The sequence below is a fragment of the Yersinia sp. 22-579 genome (genome assembly GCF_030433455.1).
GTDB lineage: Bacteria > Pseudomonadota > Gammaproteobacteria > Enterobacterales > Enterobacteriaceae > Yersinia > Yersinia enterocolitica.
On sequence record NZ_JAUJTZ010000022.1, the window covers coordinates 43,894 to 67,047 of the forward strand.

Genomic DNA, 23,154 nt, shown 5'->3' on the forward strand with positions numbered 1-23,154 from the left:
ATCAATAATTAAGGATAAGAAATGAAAGCGGCAACAGCAGTAATCGACCGCCGCGCTCTGCGACATAATTTGCAACAGGTACGGCGTATAGCGCCGCAAAGCCGCCTGATTGCTGTTGTGAAAGCAAACGCTTATGGCCACGGGTTATTAGAAACAGCGCATACTTTGCAGGATGCAGATTGCTACGGTGTAGCGCGGATCGGTGAAGCATTGATGCTCCGATCCGGTGGGATCGTGAAACCGATTTTGTTGTTGGAAGGATTCTTTGCGGCAGAAGATCTCCCTATTCTAGCGGCTAATTGCATTGAAACTGCGGTACATAGCATTGAACAATTGGAAGCGCTAGAAGTTGCCGAGCTTTCTGCTCCTATCCATGTTTGGATGAAACTGGATACTGGCATGCACCGTTTGGGGGTGCGTCCAGAACACGCCGAGGCGTTCTATAATCGCTTAAGCGCGTGTAAGAATGTTATTCAGCCAGTCAATATCATGAGCCACTTTAGCCGGGCGGATGAGCCACAAGTGGATACCACCCGCCAGCAACTGGACTGTTTTGATACTTTCGTCGCCGATAAGCCTGGCAAGCAATCTATCGCGGCATCTGGTGGCATTTTGCTGTGGCCAGAAGCGCACCGTGATTGGGTTCGCCCAGGAATCATACTGTATGGGGTTTCACCAATGGATGAGCCTTATGCCAGTCATTTCGAACTAAAACCCGCGATGGCATTGAAATCCAGCCTTATTGCGGTGCGTGAGCATAAAGCCGGTGAACCTGTTGGTTATGGCGGTACTTGGGTGAGTGAGCGCGATACCCGCCTGGGTGTGGTGGCGATCGGCTACGGCGATGGTTATCCGCGCAGCGCCCCTTCAGGCACCCCGATGTGGCTAAATGGCCGCGAGGTTGGCATTGTGGGCCGGGTTTCAATGGATATGATTTCTGTTGATCTCGGGCCAAATGCGACAGATAAAGTGGGCGACGAGGTATTGCTGTGGGGAGCTGAATTGCCGGTTGAAAAAATTGCAGCGTGCACAGGTATCAGCGCCTACGAATTGATTACTAAGCTGACCTCCCGCGTCGCGATGGAATATTTAGGGGAATAAGGTAAGCTGCCTAATCAAGGTATAAACAATTATTATTTAATTCAGGAGAGCAGCGCCGTGTTCCAAAATGTTGACGCCTACGCAGGTGACCCGATCCTGTCGCTGATGGAAAGTTTTAAAGCCGACAACCGTGCTCATAAAGTGAATTTGAGTATCGGGCTTTATTACAATGAGCTGGGTGAGATCCCACTGATGCAAGCGGTTCAAGCGGCTGAAGAACAATTGAATGCTCAGCCGCACGGAGCACCAGTCTATTTGCCGATGGAAGGCCTGCACTCCTATCGCATTGCTATACAGCAGCTATTATTTGGTGCAGATCATCCGATGTTGGTACAGCAGCGAGTGGCGACAATTCAAACCGTGGGTGGATCCGGGGCATTAAAAGTCGGTGCTGATTTCCTGAATCATTATTTCCCTGATTCTCAGGTCTGGGTCAGTGATCCTACTTGGGAAAACCACGTTGCTATCTTTAGCGGTGCAGGTTTTAAGGTAAATACCTACCCGTATTTTGATAACGATAAGCTGGGCGTGAAGTTTGATCAAATGCTGGCGGCACTCCAGCAATTACCCGCCAAAAGCATTGTGTTATTGCATCCTTGCTGCCATAACCCGACAGGTTCGGATCTCACTAATGCACAATGGGATCAAGTGATTGAAGTGGCTAAAAGCCGGGAGCTGATCCCCTTCCTGGATATCGCTTATCAAGGTTTTGGTGCCGGGCTGAATGAAGATGCTTATGCTATCCGCGCGATGGCAGCAGCTGAGTTACCCTGTTTGATCAGTAACTCTTTCTCTAAAATCTTCTCTTTGTATAACGAGCGAGTCGGCGGCTTGTCTGTGGTGTGTGAGAGTGAAGAAGTTGCGGGCCGTGTATTAGGGCAACTGAAAGCCACCGTTCGCCGTAACTATTCCAGCCCACCAAACTTTGGTGCGCAAGTGGTTTCCAAAGTGCTACATGACACCGAATTGCGCGCGCAATGGCAGGCTGAAGTGGAGCAAATGCGCCTGCGTATTATTGAAATGCGTAGCACGTTGGTTGAAGCCTTGAAAGCCTCACTACCCAATCGCAATTTTGACTACTTGCTGCAACAGCGCGGGATGTTCAGCTACACCGGTTTTAGCGCAGCACAGGTGGATCGCCTGCGTGAAGAGTTTGGTGTGTATCTGATTGCCAGTGGCAGGATGTGTATGGCGGGCGTCAATCACAGTAATGTTCAGCGTGTTGCGGCAGCTTTTGCTGCGGTACAGTAATCTGATATTGATGTGATTCAAATTAAGGCGATAGCAATATCGCCTTTTTTGTTTATTTTTTTCGCCACCTTTCCGTGAGTTACCTTTATCTTCTACTTGTTTAGTCCAAGACCGATGGCTGTAAATCGATTAAAGAATATACTAATTGATGTGGTTGATATATGCCAAACGATCATTCATTGCTCACAGTAAATCTGTTGTCAAAGGTGCAAACTGATGCTTCAGCATGTGTAACTGTTCAATGAAGCCTTTATGGAATAAATAGCTTATGAGGCCGTTTCGCGAGACGGTACCGGCCCATTACAGGAGATATCCACATGAATAATTCAGCATTACTGGAATACTGCATGTCCAAACCTGGGGCAGAGCAGAGCGACCATGAGAAGTGGCAGGCGAATCAGATTAAAGTAGCAGATGTGATGTTTGCTATGGTAGGCGAGACGGCAGGACGCCCCTCTATCTCATTAAAAACCAGCCCTGAATTGGCAGAAAGTCTGAGAGAGCAACATCCGGAGATCGTGCCGAGTGAACACTTGAACAAAGCGCACTGGAACACGGTGTTTCTGGATGGCAAATTACCAAACTCACAGTTCTATTCGCTAATAGACCGCTCTTATCAATTGGTTTTACAGGGATTGCCCGAACATCGGCGGCAAGAGTTAGTTGTCTGAAGGCTAAAATAGCACTCCAGGACAACTGACTGATTGCCCCGGAGCGCTCATTTAATGGCTACTTACGCTGCAACATAGGTTTGAGGAATCGGGCCGTATGTGATGCTGCGCATTCTGCGACGGTCTCTGGCGTGCCGGAAACCAAAATCTCGCCGCCGCCACTGCCGCCCTCTGGCCCCAGATCAACAATCCAGTCTGCGGTTTTAATCACATCCAGATTATGCTCAATGACCACAATGGTATTGCCCTGATCCCGCAACTGATGTAATACCGCCAATAGCTGCTGAATATCAGCAAAGTGTAAGCCAGTAGTCGGTTCGTCCAGAATATAGAGTGTCTGGCCAGTGCCGCGTTTTGACAGTTCGCGCGACAGTTTGACGCGCTGTGCTTCCCCGCCCGATAGGGTCGTTGCCGACTGGCCCAGACAAATATACGACAGGCCAACATCCATCAAGGTTTGTAGCTTACGCGCCAATGCCGGAACGGCATCAAAGAACTCACGTGCTTCTTCGATAGTCATTGCCAACACTTCGTGAATACTCTTACCTTTGTATTTCACTTCCAGCGTTTCGCGGTTATAGCGCTTGCCTTTACATTGGTCGCAAGGCACGTAAATGTCAGGCAGGAAGTGCATTTCAACTTTAATCACCCCATCACCCTGACAGGCTTCGCAGCGGCCGCCTTTCACGTTAAAACTGAAACGACCTGGCGTGTAGCCGCGGGCGCGTGACTCAGGTACTCCCGCAAATAGTTCACGAATAGGGGTAAAGATACCGGTATAGGTTGCTGGGTTAGAGCGCGGTGTGCGGCCAATTGGGCTTTGGTCGATATCGATAACTTTATCGAAATGCTCCAGTCCTTGAATATCACGATACGGAGCCGGTTCATTACTGGTCGCCCCGTTCAACTGGCGCTGTGCAATGCAATATAAAGTATCGTTGATTAGCGTTGATTTACCTGAGCCAGAAACACCGGTAATGCAGCTAAACAGCCCGACCGGCAGTGTGAGAGTGACATCTTTCAGGTTATTACCGCTGGCGCCAATCAACTTCAACACTTTGCTCGGGTCACCTGCCACGCGTTGAGCTGGAATGGCAATTTCCCGCTTGCCGCTGAGGAACTGGCCAGTGAGTGATTCGGGGGCTGCCATAATGTCATCCACCGTCCCTTCTGCAACCACTTCACCGCCATGCACACCAGCACCAGGGCCGATATCAATCACATGGTCGGCGGCACGAATCGCATCTTCATCATGCTCCACCACAATCACGGTATTACCCAGATTGCGCAGGTGAATCAGTGTTTCGAGCAAACGTTCATTATCGCGCTGATGCAAACCGATGGACGGCTCATCAAGCACATACATCACACCCACCAAACCGGCACCAATCTGGCTGGCCAGACGAATACGCTGCGCTTCACCACCGGAGAGGGTTTCCGCAGAGCGGGACAGTGACAGGTAATTCAGCCCGACGTTAACCAGGAACTTCAGTCGGTCGCCAATTTCTTTTAGTACTTTCTCGGCAATCTGCGCCCGCTGGCCGCTGAGTTTCATATTCTGGAAGAAGCTCAGCGCATGACCGATGCTCAGTTCTGAGATTTCCGGCAATGTGGTGTTTTCGACAAAGACATAACGTGCTTCACGACGCAGGCGTGTGCCATGACATGAAGTACAGGAGCGATTACTGATGAATTTAGCCAGCTCTTCGCGCACCGCACTGGATTCCGTCTCTTTATAACGGCGCTCCATATTGTGCAGCACACCTTCAAATGGATGGCGGCGTACCGTGGTATCACCACGGTCGTTAATGTATTTGAATTCAATGGTATCTTTGCCAGATCCATACAGCACGGCTTTCTGGATGCTGGCATCCAATGAGTTAAACGGTGCTTCGATATCAAACTTATAATGATCAGCCAGTGACCGTAGCATCTGGAAGTAATAGAAGTTGCGGCGATCCCAACCTCGAATTGCGCCCCCTGCCAGTGACAGCTCAGGATTTTGTAGCACACGGTCTGGATCAAAGAACTGCTGTACACCCAGACCATCACAGGTTGGGCAAGCACCGGCCGGGTTGTTAAAGGAGAACAGACGCGGCTCCAACTCGCTCATGCTATAGCCGCAAATTGGGCAGGCAAAGTTAGCGGAGAACAGCAGTTCTTCGGCGTGAGGATCGTCCATATCGGCAACTACGGCAGTACCACCGGAAAGTTCCAATGCGGTTTCAAATGATTCAGCCAGACGCTGAGCCAGATCTTCGCGCACTTTAAAACGATCGACCACGACTTCAATGGTATGTTTCTTTTGCAGTTCTAATTTGGGTGGATCAGACAGATCGCAAACTTCGCCATCGATCCGCGCCCGGATATAGCCCTGCATCGCCAAATTTTCCAGTGTCTTGGTATGTTCGCCTTTGCGATCTTTTACCACTGGCGCCAGTAACATCAGGCGGCGGCCTTCTGGCTGGCTGATGACGTTATCCACCATCTGGCTGACTGTTTGCGCGGCAAGCGGCACATCATGATCCGGACAGCGCGGCTCGCCGACGCGGGCGAACAGTAAACGCAGGTAATCATGAATTTCAGTGATGGTGCCCACGGTAGAACGCGGGTTATGAGAGGTCGATTTTTGCTCGATGGAGATGGCCGGAGAGAGACCTTCAATATGGTCGACATCCGGTTTTTCCATCAGCGATAGAAATTGGCGCGCATAGGCGGAGAGAGACTCAACATAGCGGCGTTGGCCCTCGGCATACAGGGTATCAAAAGCCAGTGAGGATTTGCCTGAACCCGATAGACCGGTGACCACGATCAGTTTGTCGCGCGGGATAATCAGGTTGATATTCTTAAGATTATGGGTGCGAGCGCCCCGAACTTCGATATTATCCATTCAAACATTTCCCGGATGTAAACTGAGCCTCTCCCATGCCCTTTTTTACTCTTCGTACTTGAAGCCGCAGGGTTGTTAGCTACGTTCACTCACCCTAATCACTTACTGGTTGTAAGCTCATAGGGACTCGCTCGCTTGCCGCCTACCAGCAACTCCAACTACTTTGAGTAATAATGTATAGACGCATTTTGCAACGTCAAAAAAGGACACAGCCAGTACGAAACGGATAATTATGACACAAAAAAACCTGAATGGATATCCAGTATCCGGGTGCAATTAAGGCGGTTATTGCAATAAATTTGCAATGCATTGCGCAGTGATGATCAGTTGTGCCGTTTACCTGCTAGCGTGTTAAACTTACTGGTTTATACTGTACAAAATTTATTTCATCAGGAGAGTTCACATGGCCAGCAGAGGCGTAAACAAAGTGATTTTGGTCGGGAATTTGGGCCAAGACCCGGAAGTCCGCTACATGCCGAATGGCGGCGCTGTTGCCAATATCACCCTGGCCACTTCCGAAAGCTGGCGTGATAAAGCAACCGGCGAGCAGAAAGAAAAGACGGAATGGCACCGTGTGGTGTTGTTCGGCAAACTAGCGGAAGTTGCTGGTGAGTATTTGCGCAAAGGCTCTCAGGTTTATATCGAAGGCGCATTGCAAACCCGTAAATGGACAGATCAGGCTGGTGTTGAGAAATACACCACTGAAGTTGTGGTTAACGTGGGCGGTACCATGCAAATGCTGGGTGGCCGTCAAGGCGGTGGTGCTCCGGCGGGTGGTGGTGCTCCACAAGACGGTGGCGCACAAGGCGGTTGGGGCCAACCTCAGCAGCCACAAGGTGGCAACCAGTTCAGCGGTGGTCAGCAGGCTTCACGCCCGGCTCAGTCAGCGCCAGCAGCACAACCACAAGGCGGCAATGAGCCACCAATGGATTTTGACGACGATATTCCGTTCTGATCCTGTGGCCTGCTAAGCACTAACTAATAGTCTGTATAAAAATAAGACCCTGCTCCGGCGGGGTTTTTTATTAAATAACGTATAAGTTGTCTATCGAACTGGCAGCCGGATTTATAAAGCGCTGTCCGTGACTCAACTATAATCATGTATCAATAGTTGCAACTCATTCTGTCACTTACCCTCTGGAGCTTAGCTATGGTCATTGTTCACCATCTGAATAATTCACGTTCGCAGCGTATCCTGTGGATGTTGGAAGAGTTGCAAGTCCCCTATGAATTAAAGCGTTATCAACGCGATCCTGGTAGCTTGCTGGCACCACCGGAGTTGAAAAAAATCCATCCCCTGGGGAAATCACCGGTGATTACTGATGGCGACCTGACACTGGCGGAATCGGGTGCCATCATCGAGTATTTGCAGGAAACCTATGATGCGCAGGGCTTGTTTAAGCCCACCGGTCATTATGATCGTCAGCAATTTCGTTACTGGATGCATTACGCAGAAGGCTCCTTGATGCCATTGCTGGTGATGAAACTTATCTTTAGCCGCTTCGGCGGGCCGCCTGTGCCGTGGATTATTCGTCCGGTCGCCAAAGCTTTGGGTGATGGGGTGCAGAAAAATTATCTGAATAAGCAAATTGCCACTCATCGCGATTATCTGGAACAGCATTTAGAAAAGAATCAATGGTTTGCTGGCAGCGATTTTAGCGCGGCAGATATTCAGATGAGCTTTCCTATTGAGGCAATAAATATGCGCGGTGGTCTTGCGGGGTTCCCGAAACTGCAAGATTTCTTAGTGCGCATTCATCAGCGCCCAGCTTACCAACAGGCGATTGAAAAGGGCGGCGCATTCAAATTAGAAAACGGATAAACCTATCAGGATTTATATAAGAAAAACGGGTGTGAGCCTGCTCACACTTCGTTTCCTGCCTGCATGGAACTCGAATTGCATGTTCCCAGACAAATTAATGTAAGAAAATGCATTAAATGTCGCTTTCTGATGTTGATTAGTCGCTGTGAATAGCTAGATAATCGTTTGCTTTGAATTTCATCTACCCTAAACTTCGATTTTTTTCAGTCATGCGTGTTTCCAGCTAATCGTTTGCTATTTTCTCCGTCATATCGACATTGGGGGAATTGACGAGTTAATCGGCAGGGACGGAAACGATTACGTATGGAAAGGGCGCGTGGCTTGTTGACGACTTTTAAATGACACACAGGGGACATAACCATGTCTAGCACCAATCCTCAAGCGAACCAGGCAGTAAAGCCGAAGAGTTCGCTTGATGCGTTTTTCAAGCTTAGTGAGCGTGGCAGTAATGTACGTCAGGAAGTGCTGGCCGGTCTGACGACCTTTTTGGCGATGGTCTATTCGGTCATTGTTGTACCGAGCATGCTGGGCAAAGCGGGCTTCCCACCAACAGCGGTATTCGTTGCAACCTGTCTGGTCGCGGGCTTAGGTTCTTTACTGATGGGTTTGTGGGCGAACTTGCCGATGGCGATTGGTTGCGCCATCTCATTGACGGCGTTTACTGCATTTAGCTTGGTATTGGGCCAACACATCAGTATTCCTGTGGCTCTGGGGGCGGTATTCCTGATGGGGGTGCTGTTTACCATTATCTCCGTGACAGGTATTCGCTCGTGGATATTGCGTAACCTGCCAATGGGTGTGGCGCATGGTACCGGTATCGGTATCGGCCTGTTCCTGCTGCTGATTGCTGCCAACGGTGTCGGTCTGGTTATCAAAAACCCAATTGAAGGTTTGCCGGTCGCGCTGGGCGCATTTACCTCTTTCCCGGTCATGATGACGTTATTGGGTCTGGCGGTGATTTTTGGTCTGGAAAAGCTGCGGGTGCCGGGTGGTATTCTGTTGGTGATTATTGCCATCTCAGTTATCGGTTTGATTTTTGATCCAAGTGTTAAGTATCAAGGATTGTTTGCCATGCCAAGTCTGGCAGATGAAAACGGCAACTCATTGATTTTTAGTCTTGATATCATGGGTGCGTTGAAACCAGTGGTGCTGCCAAGTGTGTTGGCGCTGGTGATGACTGCGGTGTTTGATGCCACTGGCACCATCCGTGCGGTAGCAGGGCAAGCAAACTTACTGGATAAAGACGGCCAGATTATCAGTGGCGGTAAAGCGCTGACTTCTGACTCCGTTAGCAGCATCTTCGCCGGTTTGGTGGGTGCAGCCCCTGCGGCAGTTTACATTGAATCAGCGGCCGGTACTGCGGCAGGCGGCAAAACTGGCCTGACAGCGACCGTCGTCGGTATCTTATTCTTGCTGATCCTGTTCCTCTCGCCGCTCTCCTATTTGGTTCCAGCCTATGCAACCGCTCCGGCTCTGATGTATGTCGGTTTGTTGATGCTAAGCAACGTTTCAAAATTGGATTTTGACGATTTCGTTGATGCCATGTCTGGCTTGCTCTGCGCGGTGTTTATCGTGCTGACTTGTAATATCGTGACCGGTATTATGCTGGGCTTCAGTTCATTGGTGATTGGTCGTATTTGCTCCGGTGAATGGCGTAAGCTGAATCTTGGCACGGTGATTATCGCGGTGGCGCTGGTGGCATTCTATGCTGGCGGTTGGGCAATCTAAGCCCTGAGTCTTTGTTGGCATCGGGATGAATATGTTCCCGATGCCATTACCCTTCGTAATGCCCCTACTTTCTTTGTCTATTCCTGCCATCAATTACCGATTTTTTTCCCCATTGCACAAAAAATTGATCTACTATCAAAAGCTGCGCTCCAGCCCTGTTTACGGGCGAGTTCGATCAGGTTTTGTGTTGCGTTGAGTTGAGTCTAAGGAAAGCATGGAAATCTTTTTTACAATCCTCATTCTGATTTTAGTGGTGTCGCTTTCCGGCGTTGTCACGCGAATGTTACCGTTTCAAGTTCCCCTCCCTCTGATGCAGATTGTCTGTGGTGCTTTGTTGGCCTGGCCCCACTTTGGTTTGCATGTCGATTTTGACCCGGAATTATTCCTGGTTCTGTTTATTCCGCCGCTACTGTTTGCTGATGGCTGGAAAACACCGACGCGGGAGTTTATTCACCACGGGCGGGAAATATTCGGTTTGGCTTTGGCCTTAGTATTGGTCACGGTGGTGGGTATCGGTTATCTGATTTACTGGATGGTGCCAGGTATTCCGCTGGTTGCCGCCTTTGCGCTGGCGGCGGTGCTGTCGCCAACCGATGCCGTGGCGTTGTCCGGTATTGTGGGGAAAGGGCGCATACCTAAATCAATTATGGGCGTGCTGGAAGGGGAGGCATTGATGAATGATGCTTCCGGTCTGGTGGCGCTGAAATTTGCTATTGCCGTTGCCATGGGCACTATGGTGTTTACTGTGTCCGGCGCGACGCTGGAATTCCTGAAAGTAGCGATTGGTGGCCTGCTGGCTGGTGTGGCCGTCACCTGGCTATACAGTAAGTCGCTGCGCCTGATGAGCCGCTGGAGTGGTGATGATCCGGCAACACAAATCGTCTTGCTGCTGCTATTGCCATTCGCCTCTTACTTGATTGCAGAACATATTGGTGTGTCCGGTATTTTAGCCGCAGTGGCGGCGGGTATGACCATTAGTCAGTCTGGAGTGATCCGTAATGCCCCGCTCACCATGCGATTACGCGCTGACAGCGTATGGTCGATGCTGGAATTCGTGTTTAACGGCATGGTGTTTATCCTGCTGGGCCTGCAATTACCGGGGATTCTCGAAACCTCAATTGTGCAGGCTGAGCTAGATCCGACGATTCAAACCTGGAATCTGTTTGCCGACGTCGCCATCATTTATGGTGCATTGCTGGTGCTACGTTTTGGCTGGCTGTGGTCGATGAAAAAACTCAGTAAGCGTTTGTTGAGCAAGCGGCCATTGGAGTTCAGTAATTACACCACCCGTGAGCTATGGGTTGCCTCATTTGCCGGAGTGCGTGGGGCAATTACACTGGCCGGTGTGCTGTCCATTCCGTTATTTCTCAGTGATGGTTCGGCCTTCCCATCCCGTTACCAATTGGTGTTTATCGCCACCGGCGTCATTTTGCTGTCGGTGATTGTCGGGGTTATTGCTTTGCCGCCATTATTGCGCGGCGTGGTTGTTGCCGATAAAAGCGCTAGCCGCGAAGAGATTCGTTTGGCGCGGGCGGCAGCGGCAGAAGTGGCGATTGTCAGCTTGAATAAGATGGAAGAGCGCCTGGCGGCCAGCAGTGAGGAAAATATCGATCCCGAATTGCTAAAAGAGGTCAGCTCTCGCGTCATCGGGACTTTGCGCCGACGAACGGGCAGTAAAGATGAAATCGAGAACACTTTACTTATCGAAAATCTGGAGCGGCGCTTTCGCTTAACCGCGCTGCGGGCTGAGCGCGGCGAGCTGTATCATTTGCGCGCCACACAGAAAATCAGCAACGAAACTCTGCAAAAACTGTTGCACGATTTGGATTTGCTGGAAGCGCTGCTGATCGAAAAAGAAGGTTAATATTCTTCAATCCGGCTACTGATCAGTAGCCGGTTTTATTTCCACCAACGAACCATTGGGCCAAAACTCACGGCAGCGGTTAATCCACGCCTGCGCACTGTGAGAAAGGTAACTTCCCTGACGCCAGATCAATCCTAATTGCCAAGGCATCAGCGGTTCTAATGGTAGCCATAACAGTGCATTTTTATCCAGCCGCTGACAGATAGGTTCCGGTAAAATGGCGATCCCAATATTGGCTTGTACCATCGCGGCCAGAAAGTCCCACTGACCGCTGCGCACGGCGATTTGCGGTGTAAATCCCCCAGCAGCAAAAGCATCCATTAGCTGACGATAGAGGGCAAAATCTTCGTTATAAATCAGGATGGGTTGGTCAGCTAGCTCAGGAATACTGAGGGTGGTGCGATTAAGCCAAAACGGGGTGCGCGGCACTACCACACACAATGGATGACTGAACAGCGGTAATGACGTTAGTGGTAAATCGGCATCAGCGGGGAGGGCCGTCAGGGCTAAATCCAATTCCCCAGAGAGCACCGCCTGTTGCACAGTTAAACCGCCAAATTCAGCAATTTGCAGTTCTACTCCGGGGTAACTGCGGCGAAATTCACTGATAAGCACCGCCATTTGCGTGCCAACCATCGGCGGAATGCCTAGACGGAGCTTACCTTTCTTTAATGAGCTAATGTCTTCCAGCTCCGCTTCCAACTGCTGAAACTGGTCGAGAATTACCAGCCCGCGCTGATAAACTGCCTGCCCGCTGTCGGTCAAATGCAGACGTCGCCCCTCACGCGTCAGTAAACTACACTCCAACTCATTTTCCAGATTGCGCAGCATTTTGCTGATGGTGGGTTGAGTGACAAACAACTTCTCCGCAGCTCGGGTGAAGCTTTGCTGACGCACGACTTCGACGAAATAACGCAGTGTTCGGATATCCATTATTTTTCCTGTGAGCGGAGCGGAAAAGTATGCCATTTAGGCATGATTCCAATGATTTTAATTCATTTTCCGCAAGGTTGCCCACGGCCTATACTGAGCACTGGTAAAATTTCCCATCGGGGTTTCTCATGTCGTTGGCGTTACGCAGTTTTGCGCCGTCTGTTCTCATGCGTTTACAGGTACCGGTTCAAGTAGCACTGTATGCTGGGATATTTATTATTTCTGATCAACTGGTTAGCGTTTTCCATCTACCATTACCCGCCAATATTGTCGGCATGCTATTGCTGCTGGCTATGATTATGCTGCGGATTCTGCCGGTGCGCTGGGTTCAGGCGGGTTCACGTTGGTTGTTGGCTGAAATGCTGTTGTTCTTTGTTCCTGCGGTGGTGGCGGTGGTGAATTATGCTCAGTTGATCATGGTGGACGGTTGGAAGATTTTTGCCGTTATCGCGGTCAGTACCTCACTGACCCTGGCGGCAACGGGGTTGGTGGTTGACCGGGTTTACCGTTTTGAGGTGTGGCTACAGCGCCGCAAGTCTAATCATCATGAATGATTTTATTATCAGTATTGCGTGTTTCCTTGCCACGCTGGCACTGTATTTCGCCAACAAAAAACTCTATCGCCGCCGCCGGTCATTATTGCTGATGCCCTTGGTATTGACGCCGATGGTGTTGGTGTTGCTGCTGGTGGTTACCCATATCTCTTATCAGGATTATATTGGTGAAACGCATTGGTTATTGTGGCTATTGGGGCCAGCAACCATCGCGTTTGCGGTGCCGGTTTATGAGAATCTGTCGATTATTCGCCGCCACTGGTTGTCTCTGACTGCGGGGGTTATCACCGCCATTACCGTGGCGGTGGTCAGCTCGGTGTGGTTAGCGAAGTTATTAACTCTATCGGAAGAAGTGCAGCGCAGTTTAGCAGTGCGTTCTATTACTACACCGTTTGCATTGGAAGCGGCAAAACAGCTGGGTGGGCAACCGGATTTAGTGGCACTGTTTGTGGTGATTACCGGGGTATTCGGGATGGCGGTAGGGGATTTGCTATTCCTACGCCTTTCTGTGCGCAGTGGTTTGGCAAAAGGCGCAGGCCTTGGGGCTTCTTCTCACGGGGCCGGCACGGCTAAAGCGTATGAGATGGGGCAACAGGAGGGCGTGGTATCCAGCCTGGTGATGATGCTGGCCGGTATTATTACAGTTATCGGCGCACCGCTGATGGGGCATCTGCTGTGGTAACCGCGCTAAAAAAGGGTGAGGATGCCCTCACCCGGAAGTACCCAATGAAACTCCCAAAGTAATGAATTTGTTAGTGAATAACCTGTGCTAAAAATGCCTGTGTGCGCTCTGATTTTGGGTTAGAGAAGAATTCAGCCGGTGGCGCTTGCTCAACAATTTCCCCGCGATCCATAAAAATAACCCTATCAGCGACGGTACGAGCAAAACCCATCTCATGGGTGACGCACAGCATGGTCATCCCCTCATGTGCGAGACTTATCATGGTATCCAGCACTTCTTTCACCATTTCCGGATCCAGTGCTGAGGTCGGCTCGTCAAACAGCATAATTTTGGGTTTCATACACAGAGAGCGGGCAATGGCTACTCGCTGCTGCTGCCCGCCGGATAACTGACCGGGGAATTTATGTGCATGCTCTGCAATGCGCACGCGCTCCAGATAATGCATCGCCAGCTCATCCGCTTCTTTCTTCGGCATTTTACGAACCCAGCTTGGGGCCAGCGTGCAGTTTTGCATCACGGTTAAGTGTGGAAACAAATTGAAGTGTTGAAACACCATGCCAACCTCGGTGCGTACCCGCTCGATGTTGCGTAAATCATCATTCAGCTCAATACCATCCACCATGATTTTCCCTTCCTGATGCTCTTCCAAGTGGTTAATACAACGGATAGTGGTGGATTTCCCCGAGCCAGAAGGGCCACATAACACGATGCGTTCGCCGGGGCGTACATGCAAATTGATATCTTTCAATACGTGGAACTGCCCGTACCACTTATTGACGTTTTCCAGCGTAATCATCATCTTGTCACCTTGGGTCGGCTGATTGTCGCTCATGTTATGCCTCAATGTGTGGAACGTCCGGTGTGAAAGCGCTTCTCCAGATGCTGGCTATAGCGCGACATGCTGAAACAGAAAATCCAATAAACGGCGGCGGCAAAGACATAGCCCTCGGTCGACATGCCCAGCCAGGCGGGGTCGACAGTGGCTTGTTGCACACTGCTGAACAGGTCAAACAGACCAATGATGATGACCAGGCTGGTATCTTTAAACAGTGCGATAATGGTGTTCACCAGCCCTGGAATCACCATTTTTAACGCTTGTGGCAAGATAACCAGCCCTTGGGTTTTCCAATAACCCAGCCCGAGTGATTCGGCGGCCTCGGTTTGGCCTTTGGGTAGGGCTTGTAAGCCACCGCGTACCACCTCTGCGACATAAGCCGATTGGAATAACACCACCCCGACTAATGCGCGGATCAACTTATCGATGCTGGTGCCTTCGGTCATAAATAGCGGCAGCATCACCGAGGACATAAATAGCACGGTGATTAATGGCACCCCGCGCCAAAACTCGATAAATACCACCGATAGAATACGCACCACTGGCATACTGGAGCGGCGTGCCAGTGCTAGCAAAATGCCGAGTGGCAACGCGCCAGCAATCCCGACGGCTGCAATGATTAAGGTCAGTGTCAACCCACCCCACTGGCGAGTTTCAACGCGGGTAAGCCCGAAGAAACCGCCATATAACATCACCCAGACTAATAATGGATAGACCACGGCCCAAACCGCCAGATAGCGGCCGCGGCGTGGCATTGCTCGCCAGAACAGCGGGATGAGTGTGACCAAGCCAATAATCAACGTGGTATTGATGCGCCAGCGCTGTTCAATAGGGTAAAGGCCATACATAAACTGGCCAAAGCGTGCATGAATAAATACCCAGCAGGCACCTTCTCGGGTGCAATCAGTGCGCGTTGTACCCAGCCAATTGGCGTTGAAAATGGCCCAATTCAGTAGCGGCGGGATCAATTGCCACATCAGCCATAGGCACAAAAGGGTCAGTAAACTGTTAGTCCAACTGGAGAACAGATTCTTTTTGGCCCAAAACACCATACGACTTAATGGGTTGCCGGGCCGTACCGTGCTGGGTGGCTCGCGGGTTAGTGTCATCGTCATTCGCTTCCCTTAGCGCTCGACCAGCGCAATGCGCCGGTTGTAGAGATTCATTAAAAATGAAATGGACAGACTGATAACCAAATAGACCGACATGGTAATGGCGATGGTTTCTATCGCTTGGCCAGTCTGGTTTAGCACTGTTCCGGCAAACAACGACACCATATCGGGATAACCAATTGCCGCCGCCAGTGAGGAGTTTTTGACGATATTCAAATATTGGCTGGTCAGCGGCGGGATGATAACCCGCAGCGCTTGCGGCAGAATCACCTGACGTAAAGTAACGGTGTTGGGCAGCGCCAATGAGCGGGCGGCTTCGTGTTGGCCATAAGGCACGGACTGAATGCCCGAGCGAATAACTTCAGCAATAAAGGTTGAGGTATAAACCGATAGCGCCAGCGTTAAGGCAGCCAGCTCGGGAATGAGCACTAATCCGCCTTTAAAATTAAACCCCCGTAACTGCGGTAAATCCCAGTGCAGCGCCGAGCCATATAGCCAATGAGCCAGCGTGGGCAGGGCGATTAATAGCACCAAACCTATAGGCCAGGTGCGGTGGAATTGCCCGGTATGTAACTGACGAAAATGGTTATAGCGCTGCAATGCAATGATGGCGATAACCGCCAGTAACACCGCTATCAGGGCGGGCACAAAACCGGCGGCAAATTCAGGGGATGGCAGATATAAACCACGGTTACTCAGAAATGCCACGCCGAAAGCATCCAGGCTCTGTCTTGGTCCCGGAAGGTTGCGCAAAACGGCAAAATACCAGAAGAAGATTTGCAGTAACGGCGGAATATTACGGAATGTCTCAATATAGATGGTCGACAGTTTGCGTAATAGCCAGTTATCCGACAAGCGCGCCAATCCGAGAAAGAAACCCAGTATCGAAGCAAAGAAAATACATAATACGGAGACCAGCAAGGTATTGAATAACCCGACCAGAAACACCCGGCCATAAGTATCGCCCTGCTGGTAGTCGATAAGATGCTGAACAATGCCAAAACCGGCGCTATTATTCAGGAAAGCAAAACCTGAAGTAATACCTCGGGTTGATAAGTTGGTGATGGTGTTATGGAAAAGGTACGCACCGCATCCGAGCAGTATCAATAGCGCGATAATTTGATACAACCAGGCGCGCACCGCTGGATTGGTCAGCGAAAAGGCACCTTTGACGGTTGGGCGTTGTGACATAGTGTGGGCCTCGGTCTGGGTCATTCATCCGGCAGGGTTAGCCTGCCGGAGGGGAGTCTAAATCAGCGAACCGGAGGTGCGTACTGCAAACCGCCATTGTTCCACAGCGCATTTTGGCCGCGTTTGATTTTCAGTTCACTGCCCATTCCCACATTACGATCGAAGCTTTCGCCGTAGTTACCCACTTGTTTGACGATTTTAACCACCCAATCATTCGGCACTTTTAAATCTTTACCGTAATTGCCTTCCTGACCTAATAAATGAGCCATATCAGGAGTGGTCGGTTTGGCTGCCAGTTCTTCGACATTTTTCGATGTCACGCCCATTTCTTCTGCGTTCAGCATGGCAAACAATGTCCAGCGTACAAGGGCAAACCAATCTTCATCGCCACGGCGCACGACTGGCCCCAGTGGTTCTTTGGAAATGACTTCCGGTAATACGATAAATTCGTCTGGTTTACCTAACTTGATACGCAATGCATACAGTTGAGATTGGTCGGAAGCCAGTGTGTCGCAGCGGCCGGAATCCAGCGCTTTGGCACTTTCATCGGAGCGGTCGAAGGTGACCGGGGTGTATTGCATCTTATTGGCTTTAAAGTAGTCGGCGACATTCAGCTCAGTGTCGGTACCGGCTTGAATACACACAGTGGCACCATCCAGCTCTTTGGCACTTTTCAGCCCGGCTTTATTGTGGGTCAGGAAACCAATACCGTCATAATAGTTCACGCCGGTAAACAACATCCCCATGCCAGCATCGCGGGATGATGTCCAGGTGGTGTTACGGGATAAAATATCAACTTCACCTGATTGCAGCGCGGTGAAGCGCTCCTTGGCCGTCAACGGGGTATATTTTACTTTTTCTGCATCACCAAAGATGGCCGCAGCCACACCACGACAAACATCAACGTCAAGGCCGGAGAATTTTCCGCTGGCATCTGCATAAGAGAAGCCAGGTAACCCATCACTGATGCCACATTGCACAAAGCCTTTTTTCTTCACCGCATCCAAAGTAGTGCCCGCATGGGCCTGACCCGCTAATGCCACTAATGAAGCAGCAGCAACCAGCGTTGAAATCATTATTTTTTTCATCAAAGCGTCCTGTGAGGCAAAGTCGTGCCTATTTTAATTTTGTAGCGCACCCGTGATGCACCGTCGCTGTCTGTTGGCGTGTAACCAGTTTGGTATTAGCAAATGGAGTGCCAGAGTTATATTTCATTGAACAACTGGATAATTACTAAGGGTTAACTCTTTCTGGGGGGCTACCGATAGGATAAAACGCACTTTAATAGGGCATTTCAGGGCAAATTGGTGTTTTTTAGTGCAGAAAATTCCTATGGTCTGAATCTATAGGATCTCAGGTTGCCGAATGGGTTTACTGCTGGTGTTTTATCTATGTCTTAATATAAAAAATCGGCAATACAGGTGAAATTCGGATTTTTTGAATTCTCAATCCGTTATCTAATCCCTTTGGGAATGTTTTTACCTAAATTAGATAAAAGGATAGGGATTATGCCTCGTTATTTAACTGTCTTGATATGTGTGTTGCCATGGCTACTCACGACACGTTGCCTGGCACAAACGGATGTTGAATCGACAAAATGCAGTAATACTGATTTCTCACAGGTTTTATCCTGCTACAAAAATAAATTAGCCACCGAACCGCTTATCTACAATTTGCTGAGTCAGGAGAACCTGCCGGGGCTGGAATGGCGTCGTTACCAACTGACTTCTCAGCATTGGTCACCAGAGGGATTAGTCACTCCTGCTGCCTGGCAGCATGAAGTTGAGGTTTTTATTCCGAGTGAGAGTACTTCAACGCAAGGGTTGGTGGTGATTAATAATGGTACTAACCATGCTACTGATAAGGTTCCTGCTTCAGGGCCAACTGACTTTTCCATCGACGAATTGCAAAATATTGCCCGCCAAACTAATACCGTCGTGATAGCCGTGAGCACTATTCCCAATCAATATCTTGAATATCAGCAGGATAATGAACCACGTAAAGAGGATTACAGTGTCGCCCGCAGTTGGACTTTATTTATGGATGCGCCGGAGTCTCGTGCAATAGTGCCTTTACAAGTCCCGATGGCGGCGGCGATCTCCCAAGCCATGACTATGGCCCAACAAGCTCTGCCGGAGAAAGCATTAGACAGTTTTATTGTCACCGGCTTATCCAAACGCGGTTGGACAACCTGGCTGACGGCGATTGCCGACTCGCGCGTTGTGGCCATCGCGCCGTTTGTGATTGATCTACTGGATACTCGTGCTGCATTGGAGCACATGTATCAATCCTATGGTGGCAATTGGCCTATCGCATTCACCCCTTATTATCTGGACGAAGTTGATAAAAAGCTGGATACGGCCGGTTTTGCCAAATTGATGCAAATTATTGATCCCCTCCAGTACATGGGGACTGAGTATCAATCGCGGCTTAGTATTCCGAAATATATTATCAATGCCAGTGGCGACGATTTTTACGTGCCTGACAATACAGATTTTTATTACGACAAATTACCCGGTGAGAAAGCACTGCGGGTTGCACCAAATTCTAGTCACTCGGGTATTAAGGCTTTCAGCGGACCGTCACTTATTTCTTTTGTTAATCGCATGCGCCAATCTATGCCAATGCCGCAAGTAAATGCCAACATCGCCATAAAAGATAAGGTGCAAACACTGACGGTGAGCTTGTCTGAGACGCCGGATAAAGTGTTGTTGTGGACCGCTGCCAACAGCGAGGCGCGTGATTTTCGCTATGCTTGTAATGTGCGCTACAGTGAGTTCCCACTGGCAGTCACACCAGCGAATACCCTTGATATTGCACTGACAGTACCCACTTCTGGCTGGCAGGCGACTTTTGTTGAAGCCACTTTCAGTGACGGTTTTGTCGCTACCACGCCGGTTTATATCTTACCCAAAGATGTCTATCCCACGACGGCACCGCCAGTAGTTGGAGCGGCTTGTAAAACATTGCCGGGGCGTAATGCTATTGCGGCAAGTGAAGTTACGACACAGATAGACGGCGCAGCACCGGAAGGTGTACAGCCATAATTTCGCCATACAAAGTGGAATTCAGGCAATAAAAAACCCGGCCGAGACCGGGTTTCCTGTTTATACGCTGACTTAATAGAGTGATGCTTCGCCCGCTGGGCGGGTTTTGAAACGGCGGTGCAACCAAAGATATTGTTCAGGTGCGCGCATGATTTCTTTTTCAATCACTTTATTCATGTAACGGGCGGCAGCTAATTCATCATCTATTGGGTAATCTTCCAATGCCGGTTGGATAAGCAGGTCATAACCGCTGCCATCCGTTTTCCGCAGCAGCACCAATGGCAGTAATGCCGGTTTTGCCAGACGCGCTAACATAAAAGTACCGCTGGTGGTCGCGGCCTGATTTACCGCAAACAGGGGCGCGAAAACACTGCCACGTGGGCCGTAGTCCTGATCTGGTGCAAACCAAACGGCCTCACCTTTCTTCAGGGCTTGCACCATGCCACGCAGGTCTTTGCGATCCAACATCGCTTTATTGGAGCGCATACGCCCCCAGGTCTGCACCAGTTCCATCACTTTATTATTGTGTGGGCGGTACATTGCCATCATCGGCTGACATTGGCCCATCACTCGGCCACCCAGTTCCAGTGACATAAAGTGCACACCAATGACCAAGACACCGCGATTGCCTTCCTGCGCTTTTTTCAGGTTATTGAGTCCGGAAACAGTAAACCAGCGTTTGACGCGTGCATCGGGCCAAAACCATGCCATACCGGTTTCCAGCAACCCCATACCCAAGGATTCAAAATTACCCACAATAGTTCGTTCGAGGGTAGCTTTGTCCATATCAGGGAAGCACAGTTCGAGGTTACGTTGGGCTATGGATACTCGGCGCTTGAGAAAACGCATTGAGGTACGGCCAAGCCAAATCCCTAACTTATTGATCAGCGGGTAGGGCAGTTGGACTAACAGAAACAGTACACCAAGGCCAAACCAAGTCAGCCAATAGCGTGGGTGGAGCAGGGAAATATGGAACTTCTGCGGTTTTATCATTGGGAACTCTATCGTTATACGTTAAGTGCGAGCGTGTAGCGCATAAGGATATAATTCGATAGCGGTACATATCTTCAGACACCGTAGGCCGACTATCGTTTTCGCAAATACGATAATTGACGCATTCTTTACATTAAAAGCGGGGTCGCGTAGTGAATGGTCACAAAAGAGGGGCTATCGATAAGCGAGGTTAGCTTTTGGCGAATTATATCATAACCGCGGCAAATGAAATAATAAGATAAAAGGCAAAGGAGTTGTTTAATGTGTTCTGGCGGTGGTCATGGAAGAATATCAATAGCTAATAGATACACCGCGCCGATATGTTAGCGCGGTGTTTAACTTTAAGTACACTGAATGCTTACCAGAACCCTAACACTTTCCACCAGGCACTACCGATAATCAGCCAAATAGGAATGACCACTAAACTGATTAGAAAACCGATTTTCCACCAGGTTGCCAGCGGGATAAAGTTACACCCAAACAGGATTGGCGCTGGGCCGCCGGAGTAGTGAGTGGTCGCCATGTACAGGTTACTGAACATACCAAATACCAGAACTGTCAGCATTGGCGGGGCGCCCGCTGCGATAGCAATAGAAACAAAAATGGCATACATAGCGCTGATATGGGCAATAGCGCTGGCCATCATATAATGGCTGTAATAGTACGCTAGCAGCAGGATACCCATCATCGGTACCCAATTCATGCCTTGTACCGAGCCCGCAATTGAGGCACCAAACCAACTAATGAACCCCAGTTTATTCAGTTGGCTGGCAAGTGTTAGTAGTACTGCAAACCAAATCACGGTATGCCATGCTTCTTTCTCGGCGATGACATCATCCCAGGTTAGTGCGCCGCTCAGCAATAGGATAGCCAGACCAATAAAGGCAGTCATAGTGGCATCGATATTCAGTGCTGCACCGCATACCCACAGAGTCACCAACCCAACGAATACTGATAACACGATCCATTCATTACGGCTCATCGGCCCCATTTCTTTCAGTTTTACGAGGGCCAGTGCGCGCATTTCCGGCGTTTTTTTCAGTTCCGGTGGATAAAAGCGGTATAGCAGCAACGGAATGACCGCCAGAGAGATTAAACCGGGGACAATTGCAGCCAATGCCCAGCTAGTCCAGGTAATAGTTATGCCCATCTCGCCTGCCAACTTGCCTATCATCGGGTTACCGGCCATTGAGGTCAGGAACATGGCGCAAGTAATGGCGTTACACTGGAAGATACATTGCACCAGGAAAGCCCCGATTTTTCGTTCAGTACCCCGGTCTGGTGTGGATTCATAAGCTTCAGATATTGAGCGAAACAGAGGGGTTATGATGCCACCACAGCGGGCAGAGGTTGATGGCATTGCGGGTGCAAACAGTAAATCTGTTAGCACCAAACCGTAAGCCAAACCCAATGAGCTGTGACCTAACTTGCTGATAAATAAGTACCCAACTCGGCGGCCAAAACCTGTTTTAATAAATCCGCGTGAGATAAAGAAAGCACAGGCTATCATCCAGATGGTTGGATCGGCAAAACCGGCGAGTACCTCTTTGATACTCAGCAAACCAGTGGCGGCGACGACCGTTAGACTAAACACGGCCATTGCCCCTAGCGGGTATGGCGAGAGAATTAGGCCAATAACTGTTGCGGCAAAGACCGCCATGAGATGCCAGGCTCGTGGATCTACCGATTCCGGTACCGGGCTAAACCAGATACTTATCCCAATAAATAGGATCAGTAGCATCCTTCCTATGCGTGTTTTGAATATCGACATGAATATTTACCCTGATGCTATTTTATGTGCAGTGTTAATCATCGCCAATAAATGTAGGGAATAGTTATATTATTAAGGCTGTGATTATATGAAATAACTGTATAGAGAAAATAACGTCATGATTTTGATCAAAGTCATTTTTATATTGTACGGAGCGGGGGAGAGCGGTGAAATAAATATATTACTCTGAACCAGGTAATTCAGACTAAATTTGGCGATTACTTTACTTTATTAATTATATAGCGCGGGATTTTATCTGTTAAAACAACATAATTTTGCACGAATAGACAAGATGGCAAAGGGCATGAGAGAGAAGCATAAACGGACGATACAGATTGAAGACATCAGTTAAGACATAATGAATAAATATTGAACATTGAATATGTCAGGTTTATCTGATCATATACTTATATTATCAGCGATAAGATCATATTCTCAGGCACAAAAAAACCCGCACAGAGGCGGGATTTTTTTATTCAGAATAATTTAACTGCTCAGGGCTATCACCTTCATCGCTATCGTAAATCATTCCGATATATCTGCATCATTAAAACCGTAGCCCAATGACTTGGATATCTATTATTGACTCTTACAGAGCAATAACGTTTACCGCTGATGGGCCTTTAGCGCCATTCTCGATAGAGAACTCAACTTTTTGACCTTCATCCAGGGTTTTGAAATCATTGCTCTGGATAGCAGAGAAGTGAAC

General features: G+C 49.4%; 19 protein-coding genes. 10 read left to right on the top strand and 9 right to left on the bottom strand.

The features are described 5' to 3' along the window. Positions 1–21: 21 nt before the first annotated feature. From alr to QSV56_RS20485, 3 genes are all read left to right on the top strand, one after another. Positions 22–1,101, top strand: coding sequence for an alanine racemase (gene alr / locus QSV56_RS20475; RefSeq protein ID WP_050158564.1), 1,080 nt, complete (start codon positions 22–24; stop codon positions 1,099–1,101). Between the two features lie 57 nt (positions 1,102–1,158). After that, positions 1,159–2,352, top strand: a complete 1,194-nt coding sequence (locus QSV56_RS20480) for an amino acid aminotransferase (protein ID WP_050870919.1) — start codon at positions 1,159–1,161, stop codon at positions 2,350–2,352. A gap of 317 nt (positions 2,353–2,669) precedes the next feature. Beyond that, positions 2,670–3,023 (top strand): MmcQ/YjbR family DNA-binding protein, encoded by a 354-nt coding sequence (locus QSV56_RS20485; protein ID WP_019082203.1) that lies wholly within the window; start codon positions 2,670–2,672, stop codon positions 3,021–3,023. Between the two features lie 58 nt (positions 3,024–3,081). Here the strand turns inward: QSV56_RS20485 and uvrA are convergent, their stop codons facing one another. Continuing rightward, positions 3,082–5,913, bottom strand: a complete 2,832-nt coding sequence (uvrA, locus tag QSV56_RS20490) for an excinuclease ABC subunit UvrA (protein ID WP_046050117.1) — start codon at positions 5,911–5,913, stop codon at positions 3,082–3,084. A gap of 403 nt (positions 5,914–6,316) precedes the next feature. On the opposite strand from uvrA, the gene ssb1 reads away from it, so the two are divergent. The 4 genes from ssb1 to QSV56_RS20510 all read left to right on the top strand — a co-directional run bounded on the left by ssb1 (position 6,317) and on the right by QSV56_RS20510 (position 11,327). Next, on the top strand, positions 6,317–6,868 hold the full coding sequence (gene ssb1, locus QSV56_RS20495) for a single-stranded DNA-binding protein SSB1 (RefSeq protein ID WP_019080106.1): 552 nt from the start codon (positions 6,317–6,319) through the stop codon (positions 6,866–6,868). Between the two features lie 195 nt (positions 6,869–7,063). Beyond that, positions 7,064–7,735 (top strand): glutathione S-transferase family protein, encoded by a 672-nt coding sequence (locus tag QSV56_RS20500; RefSeq protein WP_019080105.1) that lies wholly within the window; start codon positions 7,064–7,066, stop codon positions 7,733–7,735. A 360-nt stretch (positions 7,736–8,095) separates the two neighbouring features. Continuing rightward, complete coding sequence (locus tag QSV56_RS20505) at positions 8,096–9,463, top strand: NCS2 family permease (RefSeq protein ID WP_019080104.1); 1,368 nt, start codon at positions 8,096–8,098, stop codon at positions 9,461–9,463. A gap of 214 nt (positions 9,464–9,677) precedes the next feature. Beyond that, entirely contained in the window at positions 9,678–11,327 is a 1,650-nt protein-coding gene (locus QSV56_RS20510) for a Na+/H+ antiporter (protein WP_019080103.1), read from the top strand. 15 nt (positions 11,328–11,342) lie between these two features. On the opposite strand, the gene QSV56_RS20515 is transcribed toward QSV56_RS20510, so the two are convergent. After that, positions 11,343–12,260 (bottom strand): LysR family transcriptional regulator, encoded by a 918-nt coding sequence (locus tag QSV56_RS20515; protein ID WP_019080102.1) that lies wholly within the window; start codon positions 12,258–12,260, stop codon positions 11,343–11,345. A gap of 128 nt (positions 12,261–12,388) precedes the next feature. Between QSV56_RS20515 and QSV56_RS20520 the strand changes: the two genes are divergently transcribed. Then, positions 12,389–12,814, top strand: a complete 426-nt coding sequence (locus QSV56_RS20520; protein ID WP_019080101.1) for a CidA/LrgA family protein — start codon at positions 12,389–12,391, stop codon at positions 12,812–12,814. Next, positions 12,807–13,496 (top strand): LrgB family protein, encoded by a 690-nt coding sequence (locus tag QSV56_RS20525; RefSeq protein WP_005174368.1) that lies wholly within the window; start codon positions 12,807–12,809, stop codon positions 13,494–13,496. Before QSV56_RS20520 ends, QSV56_RS20525 begins: the two co-directional genes overlap by 8 nt. A 70-nt stretch (positions 13,497–13,566) precedes the next feature. Here the strand turns inward: QSV56_RS20525 and QSV56_RS20530 are convergent, their stop codons facing one another. From QSV56_RS20530 to QSV56_RS20545, 4 genes are all read right to left on the bottom strand, one after another. Next, a complete protein-coding gene (locus QSV56_RS20530; RefSeq protein WP_005174366.1) occupies positions 13,567–14,328 on the bottom strand; it encodes an amino acid ABC transporter ATP-binding protein in 762 nt (253 codons plus the stop codon). A gap of 8 nt (positions 14,329–14,336) precedes the next feature. Beyond that, entirely contained in the window at positions 14,337–15,446 is a 1,110-nt protein-coding gene (locus tag QSV56_RS20535) for an amino acid ABC transporter permease (RefSeq protein ID WP_019080100.1), read from the bottom strand. A gap of 9 nt (positions 15,447–15,455) precedes the next feature. Next, complete coding sequence (locus QSV56_RS20540; RefSeq protein WP_020424093.1) at positions 15,456–16,634, bottom strand: amino acid ABC transporter permease; 1,179 nt, start codon at positions 16,632–16,634, stop codon at positions 15,456–15,458. A gap of 62 nt (positions 16,635–16,696) precedes the next feature. Continuing rightward, positions 16,697–17,722, bottom strand: a complete 1,026-nt coding sequence (locus tag QSV56_RS20545) for an amino acid ABC transporter substrate-binding protein (RefSeq protein WP_019080098.1) — start codon at positions 17,720–17,722, stop codon at positions 16,697–16,699. A gap of 420 nt (positions 17,723–18,142) precedes the next feature. Here QSV56_RS20545 and QSV56_RS20550 point away from each other — a divergent pair, with 420 nt between their 5' ends. Then, on the top strand, positions 18,143–19,681 hold the full coding sequence (locus tag QSV56_RS20550) for a PhoPQ-activated protein PqaA family protein (RefSeq protein ID WP_046694451.1): 1,539 nt from the start codon (positions 18,143–18,145) through the stop codon (positions 19,679–19,681). Between the two features lie 72 nt (positions 19,682–19,753). Here QSV56_RS20550 and lpxP read toward each other — a convergent pair whose 3' ends face one another. From lpxP to QSV56_RS20565, 3 genes are all read right to left on the bottom strand, one after another. Continuing rightward, positions 19,754–20,674, bottom strand: coding sequence for a kdo(2)-lipid IV(A) palmitoleoyltransferase (lpxP, locus tag QSV56_RS20555; protein WP_301213592.1), 921 nt, complete (start codon positions 20,672–20,674; stop codon positions 19,754–19,756). Positions 20,675–21,032: 358 nt separating this feature from the next. Next, entirely contained in the window at positions 21,033–22,445 is a 1,413-nt protein-coding gene (locus QSV56_RS20560; protein WP_026017912.1) for an anion permease, read from the bottom strand. A gap of 589 nt (positions 22,446–23,034) precedes the next feature. Next, a partial coding sequence (locus QSV56_RS20565) for a cold shock domain-containing protein (RefSeq protein WP_172672122.1) occupies positions 23,035–23,154 on the bottom strand: 120 nt, incomplete at its 5' end.

What these genes read in the sequence shown, in the direction of transcription:
- alr (WP_050158564.1), top strand. Translation starts at nt 22, where the DNA reads ATGAAAGCGGCAACAGCAGTAATCGACCGCCGCGCTCTGCGACATAAT.
- QSV56_RS20485 (WP_019082203.1), top strand. Translation starts at nt 2,670, where the DNA reads ATGAATAATTCAGCATTACTGGAATACTGCATGTCCAAACCTGGGGCA.
- uvrA (WP_046050117.1), bottom strand. Translation starts at nt 5,913, where the DNA reads ATGGATAATATCGAAGTTCGGGGCGCTCGCACCCATAATCTTAAGAAT.
- ssb1 (WP_019080106.1), top strand. Translation starts at nt 6,317, where the DNA reads ATGGCCAGCAGAGGCGTAAACAAAGTGATTTTGGTCGGGAATTTGGGC.
- QSV56_RS20500 (WP_019080105.1), top strand. Translation starts at nt 7,064, where the DNA reads ATGGTCATTGTTCACCATCTGAATAATTCACGTTCGCAGCGTATCCTG.
- QSV56_RS20505 (WP_019080104.1), top strand. Translation starts at nt 8,096, where the DNA reads ATGTCTAGCACCAATCCTCAAGCGAACCAGGCAGTAAAGCCGAAGAGT.
- QSV56_RS20510 (WP_019080103.1), top strand. Translation starts at nt 9,678, where the DNA reads ATGGAAATCTTTTTTACAATCCTCATTCTGATTTTAGTGGTGTCGCTT.
- QSV56_RS20515 (WP_019080102.1), bottom strand. Translation starts at nt 12,260, where the DNA reads ATGGATATCCGAACACTGCGTTATTTCGTCGAAGTCGTGCGTCAGCAA.
- QSV56_RS20520 (WP_019080101.1), top strand. Translation starts at nt 12,389, where the DNA reads ATGTCGTTGGCGTTACGCAGTTTTGCGCCGTCTGTTCTCATGCGTTTA.
- QSV56_RS20525 (WP_005174368.1), top strand. Translation starts at nt 12,807, where the DNA reads ATGAATGATTTTATTATCAGTATTGCGTGTTTCCTTGCCACGCTGGCA.
- QSV56_RS20530 (WP_005174366.1), bottom strand. Translation starts at nt 14,328, where the DNA reads ATGAGCGACAATCAGCCGACCCAAGGTGACAAGATGATGATTACGCTG.
- QSV56_RS20535 (WP_019080100.1), bottom strand. Translation starts at nt 15,446, where the DNA reads ATGACGATGACACTAACCCGCGAGCCACCCAGCACGGTACGGCCCGGC.
- QSV56_RS20540 (WP_020424093.1), bottom strand. Translation starts at nt 16,634, where the DNA reads ATGTCACAACGCCCAACCGTCAAAGGTGCCTTTTCGCTGACCAATCCA.
- QSV56_RS20545 (WP_019080098.1), bottom strand. Translation starts at nt 17,722, where the DNA reads ATGAAAAAAATAATGATTTCAACGCTGGTTGCTGCTGCTTCATTAGTG.
- QSV56_RS20550 (WP_046694451.1), top strand. Translation starts at nt 18,143, where the DNA reads ATGCCTCGTTATTTAACTGTCTTGATATGTGTGTTGCCATGGCTACTC.
- lpxP (WP_301213592.1), bottom strand. Translation starts at nt 20,674, where the DNA reads ATGATAAAACCGCAGAAGTTCCATATTTCCCTGCTCCACCCACGCTAT.
- QSV56_RS20560 (WP_026017912.1), bottom strand. Translation starts at nt 22,445, where the DNA reads ATGTCGATATTCAAAACACGCATAGGAAGGATGCTACTGATCCTATTT.